At 57.6% G+C, this 14,725-nt stretch carries 15 protein-coding genes; 12 read left to right on the top strand and 3 right to left on the bottom strand.

The window, feature by feature from the left end:
* The 4 genes from LN415_04610 to LN415_04595 all read left to right on the top strand — a co-directional run.
* On the top strand, nucleotides 1-440 hold a 440-nt coding region (locus LN415_04610; GenBank protein MCJ2556373.1), incomplete at its 5' end, for a hypothetical protein.
* An 89-nt stretch (nucleotides 441-529) separates the two neighbouring features.
* Nucleotides 530-1,816 (top strand): FAD-dependent oxidoreductase, encoded by a 1,287-nt coding sequence (locus LN415_04605; GenBank protein MCJ2556372.1) that lies wholly within the window; start codon nucleotides 530-532, stop codon nucleotides 1,814-1,816.
* Nucleotides 1,817-1,818: 2 nt separating this feature from the next.
* Nucleotides 1,819-2,625, top strand: a complete 807-nt coding sequence (locus LN415_04600) for an electron transfer flavoprotein subunit beta/FixA family protein (protein ID MCJ2556371.1) — start codon at nucleotides 1,819-1,821, stop codon at nucleotides 2,623-2,625.
* Nucleotides 2,622-3,644 (top strand): electron transfer flavoprotein subunit alpha/FixB family protein, encoded by a 1,023-nt coding sequence (locus tag LN415_04595; protein MCJ2556370.1) that lies wholly within the window; start codon nucleotides 2,622-2,624, stop codon nucleotides 3,642-3,644. Before LN415_04600 ends, LN415_04595 begins: the two co-directional genes overlap by 4 nt.
* Here LN415_04595 and LN415_04590 read toward each other — a convergent pair.
* A complete protein-coding gene (locus LN415_04590; GenBank protein ID MCJ2556369.1) occupies nucleotides 3,637-4,776 on the bottom strand; it encodes an acyl-CoA dehydrogenase in 1,140 nt (379 codons plus the stop codon). The genes LN415_04595 and LN415_04590 overlap by 8 nt on opposite strands.
* A gap of 143 nt (nucleotides 4,777-4,919) precedes the next feature.
* Here LN415_04590 and LN415_04585 point away from each other — a divergent pair, with 143 nt between their 5' ends.
* Complete coding sequence (locus LN415_04585) at nucleotides 4,920-5,138, top strand: 4Fe-4S binding protein (protein ID MCJ2556368.1); 219 nt, start codon at nucleotides 4,920-4,922, stop codon at nucleotides 5,136-5,138.
* 9 nt (nucleotides 5,139-5,147) lie between these two features.
* On the opposite strand, the gene LN415_04580 is transcribed toward LN415_04585, so the two are convergent.
* Nucleotides 5,148-6,038 carry a GTP-binding protein gene (locus LN415_04580; protein MCJ2556367.1) on the bottom strand — a complete coding sequence of 297 codons (891 nt, stop codon included), beginning with the start codon at nucleotides 6,036-6,038 and terminating at the stop codon, nucleotides 5,148-5,150.
* 211 nt (nucleotides 6,039-6,249) lie between these two features.
* Between LN415_04580 and LN415_04575 the strand changes: the two genes are divergently transcribed.
* From LN415_04575 to LN415_04545, 7 genes are all read left to right on the top strand, one after another.
* Nucleotides 6,250-7,221 carry a 2-oxoacid:acceptor oxidoreductase family protein gene (locus LN415_04575; GenBank protein ID MCJ2556366.1) on the top strand — a complete coding sequence of 324 codons (972 nt, stop codon included), beginning with the start codon at nucleotides 6,250-6,252 and terminating at the stop codon, nucleotides 7,219-7,221.
* On the top strand, nucleotides 7,218-8,399 hold the full coding sequence (gene porA / locus LN415_04570) for a pyruvate ferredoxin oxidoreductase (protein MCJ2556365.1): 1,182 nt from the start codon (nucleotides 7,218-7,220) through the stop codon (nucleotides 8,397-8,399). Before LN415_04575 ends, porA begins: the two co-directional genes overlap by 4 nt.
* Nucleotides 8,396-9,322, top strand: a complete 927-nt coding sequence (locus tag LN415_04565) for a pyruvate synthase subunit beta (GenBank protein ID MCJ2556364.1) — start codon at nucleotides 8,396-8,398, stop codon at nucleotides 9,320-9,322. Before porA ends, LN415_04565 begins: the two co-directional genes overlap by 4 nt.
* A gap of 62 nt (nucleotides 9,323-9,384) precedes the next feature.
* A complete protein-coding gene (locus LN415_04560; GenBank protein MCJ2556363.1) occupies nucleotides 9,385-10,164 on the top strand; it encodes a sulfide-dependent adenosine diphosphate thiazole synthase in 780 nt (259 codons plus the stop codon).
* Nucleotides 10,142-10,966: a hypothetical protein gene (locus tag LN415_04555; protein MCJ2556362.1), complete on the top strand. Its 825-nt coding sequence runs from the start codon at nucleotides 10,142-10,144 to the stop codon at nucleotides 10,964-10,966. Before LN415_04560 ends, LN415_04555 begins: the two co-directional genes overlap by 23 nt.
* Nucleotides 10,967-11,161: 195 nt before the next feature.
* Nucleotides 11,162-11,731 (top strand): hypothetical protein, encoded by a 570-nt coding sequence (locus LN415_04550; GenBank protein MCJ2556361.1) that lies wholly within the window; start codon nucleotides 11,162-11,164, stop codon nucleotides 11,729-11,731.
* Between the two features lie 145 nt (nucleotides 11,732-11,876).
* Nucleotides 11,877-13,766, top strand: a complete 1,890-nt coding sequence (locus LN415_04545; GenBank protein MCJ2556360.1) for a beta-propeller domain-containing protein — start codon at nucleotides 11,877-11,879, stop codon at nucleotides 13,764-13,766.
* Nucleotides 13,767-13,902: 136 nt separating this feature from the next.
* Here LN415_04545 and LN415_04540 read toward each other — a convergent pair whose 3' ends face one another.
* Entirely contained in the window at nucleotides 13,903-14,430 is a 528-nt protein-coding gene (locus LN415_04540; protein ID MCJ2556359.1) for a hypothetical protein, read from the bottom strand.
* Nucleotides 14,431-14,725: the final 295 nt, after the last annotated feature.

The raw sequence follows: 14,725 nt of genomic DNA, 5'->3' as shown, positions 1-14,725 counted from the left end.
AGGACGACGAGACGCTCGAGACCGTCCTGCAATCCCTGACGGGCAGCTACAACCACGTCCGCTATTACAGGTCCTCGGACCAGAGCGATCATTGGAAGTCATATTGGACCTTCAAGACATATCGCACGCTCTTCGAGATCAACCACAACATGGGATTCTGGATCCAGATAACGAAGGACGATCATCTCGTTGTTGCGGGACTCGTTCCTGCGGTCACGGAGATTCGGCTCGGCCACGAGTGGAACTTCGTGGGCTATCCGTGCTTCTTTGATGACACCGTGGCTGGAGCCCTGTCCGCGATAGACTGGACGAAGATTGATGGATACAGCGATACGCCTCCGTATCACCTGAGGCACCTGAGTCCCGCAGACATCATGACCGCAGGAGAGGGCTACTGGATTTGGGTGGACGTCCCCCAGGCATGGATAGTCGAGAACTAGCAGTACGAACACCCTCTCTGTCAGCAAGCAGATGGTAAGGTTCTTAATCGCCCGAGTTTTACCTTGCACCGAGCCACAGAAGGATGACCATGGACAGGTTCGATGTGATAGTCATAGGAGCTGGTCCCGCGGGAAGCTCGGCGGCATATTCCCTAGCGAAAGAGGGATTCAGCGTCCTCATCATCGAAAGGGGCAAGTTCCCAGGTTCCAAGAACGTTTATGGCGGGAGGATCTACACCTACCCACTCAAGCGCCTCTTTCCGGATGACTGGCGGGAGGCGCCCATCGAGCGCTATGTTGTCCAGGAGAACATCTCCATGCTCTCCAAGGACACAGCGGTCACGATCCAGTACGACTCACTGCGAACGGGGAGCTCGCGGGTGAACAGCTTCACGGCGATCAGGTCGAAGTTCGACAAGTGGATGGCAAAGAGGGCGGGAGAAGAGGGGGCCATGGTCATAAGTGGGACCAGGGTCGACGATCTGCTGGTCTCCAACGGCACGGTCTTCGGTGTCCGGGCGGGCGGCGACGAGGTGAAGGCGAACGTAATCATCGCGGCGGACGGTGTCGCATCGATCTTCGCCCAGAAGGCCGGGATACGACCGGAGCTGATTCCAAAGGAGATCTCCGTCGGGGTCAAAGAGACGATCAAGCTCACGAAGAAGAGGATCGAGGACAGGTTCAACGTCGGCGAGAAGGAGGGCGTGGCCAATGCTTACATGGGACAGGTGACGAACTTCCTCCGCGGGGGCGGCTTCCTCTACACGAACGAGGACTCCGTGTCCCTCGGCGTCGTCGTACAGTCCGAAGATCTGTCCAGCCACAGAACGGAGATCCAGGAGCTCATGGAGAGATTCAAGCTTCATCCATCCATTCAGAAGTACATCGAGGGAGGAAAAGTCGTCGAGTACTCGGCGCACATGATCCCAGAGCTGGGGACCCGCATGATCCCGAGGCCCTACGCCAACGGGTTCCTCGCGGTGGGCGATGCCGCTGGCTTCGTCCTCAGCCACGGGTACACGTACCGAGGCGTCGACCTGGCCATCCTCTCCGGGATGGCGGCGGCGGAGACGGTGAAGGCCGCCCGCGCAGCGAACGACTACTCGGCGGGCTCTCTCTCCAGATACCTTCACGACCTTCGAAGTTTCGGGGTCCTCAGCGAGCTGGAGGAGTTCGGCAGGACGCCGTCGTTCCTAATGAACCCGAGGATATACAGGGCGTATCCTCAGCTCCTCTGCGGGATCCTCAACAGGATGTACACGGTCGATGGGACAAAGAAGGAGAAGATGTTCCACATTGCGAAAGAGGAGATGAAGGGGAAGATCTCACTCATGCAGCTGATGCAGGACCTTCTCGGCGGAACGAGGTCGATGTGAGCATGCCCGAACCCAGTGGACTCAGAATGGTCGTCTGCATCAAGCAGGTCCCCAAGGCCGAGCAGCTCAAGATAGACCCGGTCAAGAAGACCCTTGTGAGGGAGGGCGTGGAGAGCGAGATCAATCCCTCGGACCTGCACGCGCTCGAGATGGCTCTTCAGCTGAAGGACAAGCACGGCGGTTCCCTCCTCGCGCTGAGCATGGGCCCGCCAAGGTTCATACAGGCCCTGGAGACCGCGATAGGCATGGGCGCCGACAAGGGCATCCTCCTCTCGGACAGAGCCCTGGGCGGTTCCGACACTCTTCCCACGTCCTATGCGCTCTCGAAGGCGGTCGAGCACCTCGGGCACTTCGATATTGTCTTCTGCGGGGAGGAGACGACGGACAGCTCCACGGGGCACGTCGGGCCGGGAATGGCCGCGAACCTGGACCTGCCCCAGCTGACCTATGTCGTCGAGGTCGAGGTCCGGGACGGGCACGTCAGGGCCAAGAGGGCCGTCGAGGACGGGTTCGAGGTCTGGGAGACCACGCTTCCGCTCGTCATCACAGTGAATCACGGATGCAATCATCCCAGGGAACCGACCCTTCTCGGGAAGATCAAGGCGAGAACGATAGGGGTCATTGATGACCTGAACGCCGACGACGTCGGCCTGGACAAGGAAAGGATAGGCCTGAGCGGCTCACCGACGGTCGTGGACAGGATCGAGACGGTCGAGCTCCCGGACAGAAGCGGGAGGATTTACAGCGGAGAAGCGAGGGAGGCCGTGAGGAAGCTCCTCGACGACCTCGAGGCGGAGGGCATCATATGAGCGGGGCCAAGAAATCCAAGGGAGTGATGGTCTTCATCGAGTTCAGGCGGGACCATATCCGGCGGGGGTCCATCCAGCTCATCGGCGAGGGAAGGAGGATCGCGGACATTCTCGGCGTCAAACTTAGCGGGGCGCTTCTCGGCCACGGTGTCGGGGAGTACGCCAAGGAGGCGATGCAGTACGGCCTCGACGAGGTCCACCTCGTGGAACATCCCATTCTCGCCAGCTATGCCGCGAGCCCCTATTCGAAGGTCATGGTCGAGCTCGTCGAGAGGTACAAGCCGGAGATCCTGCTCCTGGCCGCCACGAAGAACGGAAGAGAGCTCGGTGGCAGATTCTACGTCCATCTCCAGACGGGATTGGCAGCGGATTGCACCGCGTTCCGCGTCAGCGAGGGGAAGAACCTCGTGATGATTCGCCCTGCGTTCGGCGGGAAGAGCCTAGCTCACATCATGTGCAAGAAGACGCGACCCCAGATGGCGACCGCCCGCCCGAACGTCTTCCCCGAGCCCGAGAGGGATCCGAAGAGGAAGGGCAGAATCATCAAAGAGGACATCGAGCTCGGCCCCGAGGATGTGGATGCCAAGATGGTCCAGTTCATCGCCCACATGGAGGACGAGGCGACGAGGCTCGCCGACGCGGACGTTGTAGTGGCCGGCGGTCACGGTATCAGAAAGGCGGACACGTTCGGAACGCTGCAGGAACTCGCAGACGTTCTCGGCGGCACGGTGGCCGGGTCCAGAAAGGTCGTGGATCTCCGGTGGCTTTCCAAGGACAGGCAGGTGGGGCAGACGGGCAAGACCGTAAGGCCGAACATCTACGTGGCGATCGGGATATCAGGAGCGGTCCAGCACCTCGCGGGGATGCAGGAGTCCGAGAAGATAATCGCCATAAACAACGATCCCGAGGCGGAGATTTTCAAGATCGCCGATTTCGGCATCGTGGGGGACCTCTTCGAGATAGTCCCGGAAGTGATCCGCCAGATCAGGGAAAGGCGTCCCGCCAAGAATCCTACCTGAGCAGCGCCCTGGCGATCACGAGCCTCTGGATTTCGCTTGTCCCTTCGTATATCTCCGTGATCTTCGCGTCCCTGTAGTACCGCTCGACGGGATACTCGCGCATGTATCCGTACCCGCCGAAAATCTGTACCGCATCTCGACTGACGTTCACGGCGACGTCCGAGGCCTTCAGCTTCGCCATTGCCGCCTCTTTGGAGAACTTCCCTCCCTTGTCTTTCACGTACGCCGCGTGGTAGACGAGGAAGCGCGCAGCATCGATTTCCGTGGCCATGTCCGCTACCATCCACTGGATAGCCTGGAACGAAGATATGGGCTTGCCGAACTGGACTCTCTCCTTCGAGTAGGCGATTGCCTCGTTCAGAGCGCCCTGGGCTATTCCGACCGCCTGAGCGGCGACTCCGATTCGCCCCGCATCGAGGGCCCACAGAGCTATCCCGAACCCCCCACCCTCTTCTCCGAGCAGGTTCTCCTTCGGGATTCTGCAGTCCTCGTAGTTCATCTCCATCGTCACGGACGCGTGGATTCCCATTTTCTTCTCCTTCTTTCCTCTCGAGAACCCAGGCGCATCGGTCGGAACAAGGAACCCGCTTATTCCCTTGTACCCCTTCTCCCTGTCCGTCATGACGAAGACCAAAGAAAGGTCCGCACCAGCCGCGTTCGAGATGAATTGCTTCTTCGCGTTGACTATGTATTCGTCACCCTCCAGCCTCGCTGTGGCTTTTATGGCTGCCGCATCCGAGCCCGCATCTGGTTCCGTCAGGCAGAAGCATCCGATCTTCTTCCCGCTGGCGAGGCCTGGAAGCCACTTCTTCTTCTGCTCTTCAGTTCCGAACTTGACTATCGGATCACATCCGAGCGAGTTGTGGACCGAGACCGCCACACCCACGGATGGGTCTATCTTGGAAAGCTCCTCGATGGCGATGGCATAGCTTATCACGTCCGCACCCGAGCCGCCGTACTCGGGCGGGACCGCCATGCCCATTATTCCCATCTCGCCCAGCCTTCTCAGGATCTCGATTGGGTATTCTTCATTTTCATCAAACTCCGCCCGAGTCGGCTTGATCTCCTTTTCCGCGAAGTCCCGGACGGTCTTCTTCAGCATTTTCTGTTCATCACTCAAGTCAAAATCCATTGTCCTACCCCCTACGCAGAAGGGGGAAAACTTCGGCGTCTATAAACATTCGCATGAAGGCCCGCCCACATTCTGTCGACACGCTCCACAAGGCGAGGAAGACGTGTAATAGTTGGATGCGCATTCGCTCGAACGTTGGGAACCTGACGGTCAAGAAGTATGAGAGCGATGCCCTCGGATTCACAATAGAGATAGATCGCGACAAGTGCATAGGCGCGGGGGAGTGCGTCGACGTGTGCCCTACCGAGGTCTACGAGCTTGTGGACGGCAAGTCGACCGCTCCGAACATCGATGAATGCATCGAGTGCTGTGCATGCGTGGAGGCCTGTCCAACTCAGGCGATAAAACATACGTCGTGCTGAGGGCGGTGCTCACGCTGTTGCCCTAAGGGCTTCCCTGGAAGACTCCCCGGTCTTGACTGCGATTTTCATGGCAAGGTCCGCGAAAGCGCCTTCCACGTTCTTCCCGGTCCTGGCACTTGTGAAAATGAAAGGAGAACGAATCTTCGTGGAGAGAGCAGCGATCTCTCCCCCCTCCATGTCGAACCTGTCCTCCAGGTCGCACTTGTTGACGAGCAGGTGTATGGGGACGTCCCCCGTGACCTCTAGAACGGATGAAAGCCAGTCCTCAACGCCCGCGAGGGTCTTCCTTCGAGTTATGTCAATGACAACGAGGATTCCCTGCACACCGACATAGTACTCCTTCATGTGCAGCTCGGCCAGGTGCCTCTCCCCGATGATGTCCCAGATCATCATGTCCACTCTGACCGCCTTGCCTTCATGGAAGTCGAGATAGACCTGCTTCTTCGAGACCTTCGCTCCTATCGTCCTTATGTGCTTGTCACTGAACTGGTCCAGAACGTATCTTCGGATGAGGCTGGTCTTCCCGACCTTCTGATCCCCGACCAGGCCGATCTTGGCCTTGAGGACGCTCCCTGTCGGCCTGGGCCTGTCCTCCGACACGATTCTCATCTCGTACTCTATCCCGCTTGTCTTCAGGAGGTACTGCACTCTCTTCACGGCGTCGTGGACCGCTCTTATCATCTCGGGCTGGGAGAACGCATTCTTCGGGACCGTTAGGAAGATCCGATCCTCATCATGAAGCCAGCCATCCGCCTCGAGCACGGTCGAGATAGTCTGCAGACGATAGGGCGACCCCTTCACAAGAATCTCAAAGATTATCCTGCTTTCCTTATTGACGTCGACGAGATTCCCGCTGGAAACACCCTCCAACAGTATCTTCCTTCTCTTCTTCGACCGCAAATGGCTCTCCTCTCGACTAAACTCGTCAACGGTTCCATTCCCCCCTTAGATTTTCAACCCCACGCTCTGATTCTCATTTGCGATAAGAACGTGCCTCAGCGATGGCTCTGCCTGCGCACCTTTTCGTGGCTGTGCCAATATTCATATCATCCAACTGTTTATCAGAATCGAATCGTCCAACTTTTCATCTGACACATTGGTGGTAACCTAGATGAAGGAGATAATATTCCACGGCAGAGGCGGACAGGGAGCCGTACTGGCGGCGCAGGCACTCGCGAGCGCGGCCGTCTTCGAGGACAAGTACGCGATGGCCTTCCCGCACTTCGGAGCTGAGAGACGAGGAGCTCCCGTTGCTGCATTCGCCAGGATAGCAGAGGGACGCATACTCACGAAGGCGCACATCTACAAACCGGACTACGTGATCGTTCTGGACCCCTGGCTTGCCGGGCTGGTGGACGTTGCGAAAGGGATGGAGGGACACGAGGGAACGTCAGGAGGGGTCCCCATGGGAAGCGTGAAGACGGATATCTGCCAGGGCCTGAACAAGAAGGGAGCGGCAGTCCTGAACACCGCCCGCCCGCCCGACGAAGTGCGGCTGAGCCTTGAGGTCTGTGTGGGAACGGTGGATGCCACCACGATAGCCCTGGAGACGCTGGGGCATCCGGCGACCAACAGTTGCATGCTCGGCGCCTTTGCGAAGACCACGGAAGAGGTCAGCATCGGATCGATCGAGAAGGGAATAATGGACGTCTTCGGCGAGAGGCTCGGAGAAGGCATCGCCGAGAAGAACGTCAAGGCGGCAAAGCTGGGATTCGAGAGGACCGAGGTCGGAATGTGCAGCGGAGGGAGAGAATTCCCCGCTCAGAAGAAATGGTTGCCGGACGTCGATGAACTCCCACCAGGGTGTGCAATCAGATCGCAGGACACCGAATACGGAAGGCTCGGTCCCGGGTCGACCGTTCAGAACGAGACGGGCTCCTGGCGGACGTTCCACCCAATCGTCGACGACGAGAAATGCACCTACTGCATGCTGTGCTGGTTCCATTGTCCGGACGGCTGCATCGGAAGAGTCCCCGACAAGGAATCGGTCAGCGTCGACTACTTCTACTGCAAGGGTTGCGGCATATGCTCTGAGGTCTGTCCCGTGGATGCCATAACCATGGTCAGGGAGGTGGAGGGATGAGGCGGGTCGTCGGGTCGAACTATGCCACAGCACACGCCGTCATGAGGGCCCGGGTCGAGGTCATCGCGGCCTACCCGATAACGCCCCAAACGCAGATGGTGGAGCACATAGCCAAGTTCATCAACGACGGCATCATGGACTGCGAGTACATCAAGGTGGAGGGCGAGCACAGCTCGATAAGCGCGGTCATCGCCTCCCAGGCCGCCGGCGTGAGGTCGTTCACATCCACGGCTTCGCAGGGACTCGCGCTCATGCACGAGCTTCTCTTCAGCGCCGGGGGGCTCAGGCTCCCCATCGTCATGGGCGTTGTCAACAGAAGCGTTGGAAGCACCGGCGGGATATGGGTGGAGTACAACGACTCCATGCCACAGAGAGACTGCGGATGGTTGCAGATGTACGTGGAGACCAACCAGGAGGTCCACGACATGATCCTGCAGGCCTACAAGATCGCCGAGGACAAGCGTGTCCTTCTCCCGATCATGATCTGCAGCGACGGGTTCATCCTCTCCCATACGGTCGAGCCCGTGGAGCTCGCTGAGCAGGAGGAGGTCGATGAGTTCCTTCCCAAGTACGAGGCGAGGCACTCCTACCTTGATCCGAAGGACCCGATCGGTTCCGGGATAGTCACACCTAGAGAATACCGGCAGGAGTTTGCATACCAGATACATAGGGCGATGCTCGAGGCGAAGGACGTTATCGAGGAGGTCAACCGCGACTTCGCCGACGCGTTCGGGCGGGACCACAGCGGCCTCGTCGAGACCGAATTCATGGACGACGCCGATGCGGCCTTCCTGACCCTCGGAACCGTGACGTCAACAGCACGAGGGGTTGTCCGCGAGCTGAGAGAGAAGGGAAAGAAGGTCGGTCTGGTCAAGGTCCGGGCGTTCAGACCCTATCCGGTAGAGAAAATCGCCGAGGTCTGCGGTGATGTGAAGGCCGTCGGGGTCTACGACAGGTCCGTCTCGTTCGGGGTAGGAGGCCCCCATTACCTGGAGGCGAGGAATGCTCTCTTCGACTCCGATGTTCCGGTGATAGATTTCATAGGTGGTCTCGGCGGGAGGGACGTCACCGAGGCCGACGTCCGGTCGATATACGAGGTCCTTCTAGAGGCCGCCAAGACCGGGAAGGCGAAGAGGAACGTTGAATGGGTGAGCACGAGGGGGGTGGCCCTGGGATGAGGCTCAAGCTGAAGGACCTCCCTGAGGAGAACATCTTTTCGAGCGGGCACACCGCCTGCGCTGGTTGCGGCGCGGCAATGGCGGTCCGGAACATCGCGAAGGTTCTGGGAAAGGAAGTCATCATCTACGTCCCCGCCAGCTGTCTGAGCGTCTTCAACGGCCTGTTCCCGAACTGCGCGTGGACGGTCCCCTATCACCACACCGTGTTTGAGAACACCGGTGCAGCGATATCGGGGCTCTCGCGGGCGATGAAGCGCAAGGGCCTCGACGACGTGACCGTCGTGGGAATCGCCGGTGATGGCGGGACGGCGGACATAGGCCTTCAGGCACTGTCCGGAGCGGCGGAGCGGAACGAGGACGTCATCTACATCTGCTACGACAACGAGGCGTACATGAACACCGGCGTGCAGCGGAGCGGGTCCACGCCTCATGGGGCGTCGACGACGACCACGCCCGTCGGCAAGCTGACGAAGGGAAACCAGGACTTCAAGAAGGACGTCCCGCTCATCATGATGGCTCACGGCGTCCCGTACGTGGCTACCGCAAGCGCGTCCTTTCCGCTCGACCTCATCAACAAGGTGAAGAAGGCCAAGGAGACGAAGGGCTTCCGCTACCTCCAGGTCTACGCTCCTTGTGTCCCAGGATGGAGGTACGAGCAGTCCAAGACGGTCGAGGTGGGGAAGCTTGCCGTCGAATGCGGCATGTGGTTCCTTCTAGAGTGCGAGAACGGGCGGCTCAAGATCAACCGCGAGCCGAAGATGAAGAACCTCGAAACATACCTGAAGATGCAGGGACGCTTCAGGCACATGGACGAGAAGCAGATCGCCGAGCTGCAGGAGAGCATCGAGAGGAAGTGGGAGTTCTACAAGGGCTACGCCGATCTCACCCAGCGGCTCTACAGCGGCTCCGAAGCCTCCGTGTGAAGCGGGCCCGGGATTCCCAAATCCTATATACTGGTTGCAGCTATTTCTCGCGAGGTGAACTCATGACAACCTTTGAGAAGGTAACTGAGAGTCAAGTCACGCGGGCCATCATCAGCGGTTTTGCCGCAGATCTAGAGAAGTTCGCGGAGGGGGAGGTCATCATAGTCGGTGGCGGGCCGAGCGGGCTCATGGCCGCCAGGGATCTCGCCTTGAAAGGCGTTCGCGTTCTGATCATCGAGAGGAACAACTACCTTGGCGGTGGCTTCTGGATTGGCGGTTACCTCATGAACACGATCACGGTCAGGGCGCCGGCTCATCTGGTCCTGGACGAACTGGGCGTCCCGTACAAGGAGTTCTCGAAGAACCTCTTCGTGACACCGGGACCGCATGCATGCTCCAAGCTCATCGCGGCGGCCTGCGATGCGGGGGCGAAGATACTCAACATGACGAAGTTCGATGACGTGGTCCTCAGGGAGAACAACAGGGTGGGCGGTGTCGTCGTGAACTGGACACCCGTCAGCGCGCTTCCGCGGGAGATCACATGCGTCGACCCCATCGCATTGGAGTCCAAGCTCGTGATGGACGCGACCGGGCACGAGGCCGAAGTGGTGACAAAGCTCGAGCAGAGGGGAATCCTCAAGAAGGTCGGCGAAGGAGGGATGTGGGTGGAGAAATCCGAGGACCTTGTCGTCGAGCACACAGGCGAGGTTCATCCGGGGCTGATGGCACTGGGAATGGCAGTGGCAGCCACCTACGGCCTGCCTAGGATGGGTCCGACATTCGGCGGGATGCTCCTCTCCGGAAAGAAAGGTGCAGAAATTGCCCTCGACCTACTCAAGTGAGTGGAACATCCCAACCGATGTTTTCGTCTACAACGATCCGTCCGCAAAGACGCTCGTCATCGAGGAGATCGCTTCACACATTCGAGGACTCTTCCCCGGAATGAGGGTGGAGGTCAGAGGCGATTTCGTATCTCACCATTACCACGGAAGCACCGAGGAGCTGGCTGAGAGAATCGCGCGCACGAAGGTCAGGAACATCAGCGACCCCTTCGAGAGCTTCGATCCCCTTCTCGGCGAGATCAGATTCGAGGAGAGGCTTCTCGAAAGGCCAGAGAGTGGGATTTCCGGCGTCCTGTACGATGCGGCCAGACTTCATCTCGTCCTGCGGGAGATGATACCGGAAGAGGAGTTGAGTCTCAGAGCTGTCCACGCGGCGTTCACGTCGAGGCTTTTCGGAACCTTCGATGACGCAGACAGAAGGTATCACGCGCGGGTGATCCTGTGCGGATATCCGAGCATCATCTCCACCAGCGGGATCGTGGAAGCACCCGCGAAGCCCAGGGAGTACTATTTGATGAGGGAGAAGCTCAGGGCATTGGGCGAGGACGTCCCCGCCGAGGTCCTGAAAGAGCAGATCCAAGGGAGGTTTCTGGACTACGACGATCCCCGCCTGACCGACGTGATGAAGGGGTACTCGCTTCAGGCGCTCTTCTACGCGATCACGCACGAACCCTTCTGTGAGGACCCGGAATGCAGGCTGTACAACTCTCACTGGCAGGAGGAGGTGCTCGCCTCTCAGCTCGGAGACAAGGAGTTCTGCGACGAGCACGCGTCTTTGATCCGGTGGATCTCTGACCGGTGAGACTTGCTCTTAACGGACCCTGAGAGTCCAGATCGCAATGAATATGCAATCTCCTGTGCTAGTCCATGAGTAAATTCTGAATACACTCAGAGTGTTCCGGTCTAGAAAGGATAAGTACGGCCAGGAAGAGATAGTATGTTGTGGCGAATGAGAACCCCGAGGTCAAGCATTCAAGCAGTTCTCGTCGTGGGAGTCTTGGTCATCACAAGCCTTCTCATCAGCCCAAACCGAGCAACCGCAGGGACTCCAGTCCAGGGGCCAATCTCAACAGACACGAGCTGGACCGTGGACGGAAGCCCATACTGGGTCGAGGTCGACGTCGTCGTCCTCAGTCCCGCGAACCTGACAGTCGAACCAGGAGTCGAGGTCCTTTTGAATGGCCTCTACACGATCTACCTGGAGGGAGTCCTCTATTCAGTGGGAACGCCCGCCTCAGCGATAGACTACACATCCAACCCCTCTACGCCTTCCCCTGGTGATTGGAATGGACTGCAGGTGAATGCCACCGGAAGGGCGACCATCCGCCACACAGATGTGACATACTACTGGGACTTCGGTGATGGAGACTTCGGAGGAGGTTCGAATCCTGAATGGACATATTGGTGGCCCGCAACCTTCAGCGTCCTCTTGGTTGTCTGGGATGACGACTACATGTGGGGTATGTGCAATACCACGGCTACTATAGCTGAAGGGTTCAACTCCCCGCACACTCCTCAGTCGAACGGGCCTGTTTCTGGAATCCCCGTCCCGCTGCCTGGACCATAGATCAAGACGCCGCGCTCCGGACGAGTCCACCTATCTGTACAAAAACTGTACCAGAAAGCTTATGTCAGTCGGGCAACAGATTCTATAAGGAGGTGATACGGTGGGCAATATGTGGAGGAGAAGTGCGTTAACATCGGGAGTCATAATGATAGCGATTCTGCTGTACCTTCCCGGAACCGCTCAAATCACTCCCGTCGTCTGGTTTGACGATTCTGTCTGGGATGACGTCGAGGATGTGGTCCAAGTTGAAGACGACGAAGACGTTGAAGTAGTGACACCTTCGGAAGGCACGAGCTTTGACGTGGGAGCGAACTGCACGTGTCCGAATAGATTCTCAAGCCAAGAGGAGCTAGAACTCTTCGTGGAAAACGCGACGACCACGTATTATGACTACTACTCTGGTGGGGGCTTCGCTGAGATAGTCGGAGGATTCTGGGGGGGCACAATGCTGCTCGGTTTCGCGGACGAAGGGTCTCTGGACTACTCAACGACGAACATTCAGGTTGAAGGTGTTGATGAGCCCGACATCGTGAAGACTGATGGGGAACATCTTTACGTGGTCTCCAACGGTGAGGTGGCAGTACTCAAGGCCTATCCTGGGGAGGACGCTCAGATTCTTTCCCGAATATCAGTTGAGAACGACGTCTCGGAGATATTTGTGTCCGGCTCAAGACTCATTCTGTTTGAGAGAGCCTCTCGGGGAGGAACCAATGTGCACATATTCGATATCTCATCGAGATCCTCGCCAGCCTACGTCACCAACGTGTCCATCTCAGGGAGGTTCGTCGACTCCCGCATGATTGGCGAATTCGTCTACGTTATCGCCTCCCAGGGAGTCAAGTACTACGCCATGGGTGAGTATATCTTCAGACTACCAGAAATATCAAGCGGGGGCTCCACCCATTCAGTAGAGCCCTGGGACATCTGCTTCTTCGATGAACCTGCCCCGAGTTTCGTGTACACAACGATCGTCTCCATAAACATCAACACTGAAGAAGTCAGCTACGGCGTCTTCCTGACCGATAGCGCTGGGGAGGTCTATGTCTCTCAGGAGAACGTGTACCTTGCGTCGCTCTACTACAGCTACTGGTTTAGCGATCCCAACAACGAAAGATCCGAGGCGACAACCGTCCATAAGATATCGATTCAGGGGGACGTCATCGAGTACGTCGCCAGAGGAGAAGTCCCTGGAAAGATCAACGACCAGTTCTCCATGGACGAGCATGAGGGTTACTTCAGGATTGCCACAACCGAAGGCCGCCTGGGGAGAATGACCTCCGATTCGAAGAACCACGTCTTCGTGCTTGATCAGAACCTCGCGATTGTGGGCCGACTTGAGAACCTAGCTCCTGGAGAGAAGATATACTCCTCGAGGTTCATGGGAGACCGCTGCTATCTGGTGACGTTCAAGAAGATCGATCCGTTCTTCGTCATTGACTTATCGAACCCCACTAATCCCCAGGTCCTCGGCAAGCTCAAGATACCAGGATACTCAGATTACTTGCACCCGTACGACGAGAACCATATGATTGGCCTGGGGAAGGAGACAGTCGAGGCTGAGGAAGGCAACTTCGCCTGGTATCAAGGCGTCAAGCTCTCTCTGTTCGACGTGACTGAAGTGACGAATCCGGTCGAGTTGTCCAAGTATGTGATTGGAGACCGGGGAACCACTTCGGAGGCCCTCTACGACCACAAGGCCTTCCTGTTCAGCAGGTCGAACAACCTCCTGATAATCCCGATAACCCTAGCCAAGATTGACCCCGACAAGTACCCAAATGGCATTCCGCCCAACACTCGAGGAGATATTGTGTGGACTGGTGCGTGCGTCTTCTCCCTCACCATTGAGGGTGGGTTTCAACCACGAGGTGGGATATCACACGCCAACGACATTCTGGAAGGGGACTACGGGGGATGGTCACGTTACAGCGTTCGCAGGTCGCTGTACATCGAAGAGCTCATCTACACAATCTCCGAAAGCCTGGTGAAGATAAACCGAATGGACGATCTCGCAGAGATTGGAGAATTGGAGCTATGAGAGACCTATCTCGGACATGCTTGCTCCAACCACTTGCAGGGATTCCTAAGTAGTCAACAATCAGTGAGGAAATCACTAGTTCAGAAAAAGGGAAGAGTGAGGACTCCAGGAGTCCTCTTCGTATTAGTCGTCCTGCCTAGTAGACCACATTGTTCATGAAGTTGTAGTCTATACCAGGCTCTACCCAATGTGCGTTCATGGGCATAGGTCCAGCTTCGAAGAAGAAGTAGTCGACCGCTGTATGCTTCAGGAAGAGCCCGATGTCGGGATCGTACGGCATACTCGGATCGACTGGAGCGAATTCGTGCCAGTGAACGTAGCCGGGCTGCGTCGGGACCATGCTCCCATCGTTGTAGCCGATGATCGCATCGATCTTGAACAGCAGGGCGCCCTCGTCGATGTCAGATGCCCAGAAGTTCGGCATCGGACCCTCGTTGAAGTGCAGACCGGTTATGTGGTTTCCATTGACGTTCCAGTAGTGTCCAGGTATGTCGTTGAGGAACGGCGGGCCAGCCAAGTAGTAGTCGACACCGTCGACCTCGATTATGGGCTCCTGTTCGAATCCCTTGGGGATCTTCTCGACGGTCATGGCCGAAGCCGAAAAGGAAAAGACCATCATGAAGGCGACCAACGCGGTCAGAGCTGTGGCGAATATTGTTTTCATATATTTACCTCCTTTAAACATTGGTACTTGTTAGACGCCCCACCTCGGCGTCGCTGTGTAGTACTTGGGATGCCGATGGTTATGAACTCTCGTTTGTCATTCAGGGGAGATACAGGATCGAGGACCCGGGTGTGGCGGGAGGAGTTGAGCCAAACACCAGTCCTTCACGTACTCAGTGGGCCGCATCTCAATGAACCTCACCGAGTCTCCGAGGCCCTGTGAGGCCCGCAATGGCCACCATCAGCTCCGTCGTCAACATTCTTATAAGCCGATGTGGATTACCCGCCATCACAGA

This window comes from Candidatus Thermoplasmatota archaeon (genome assembly GCA_022848865.1).
GTDB lineage: Archaea > Thermoplasmatota > Thermoplasmata > RBG-16-68-12 > JAGMCJ01 > JAGMCJ01.
This window is presented reverse-complemented; position numbering and strand designations above follow the sequence as displayed.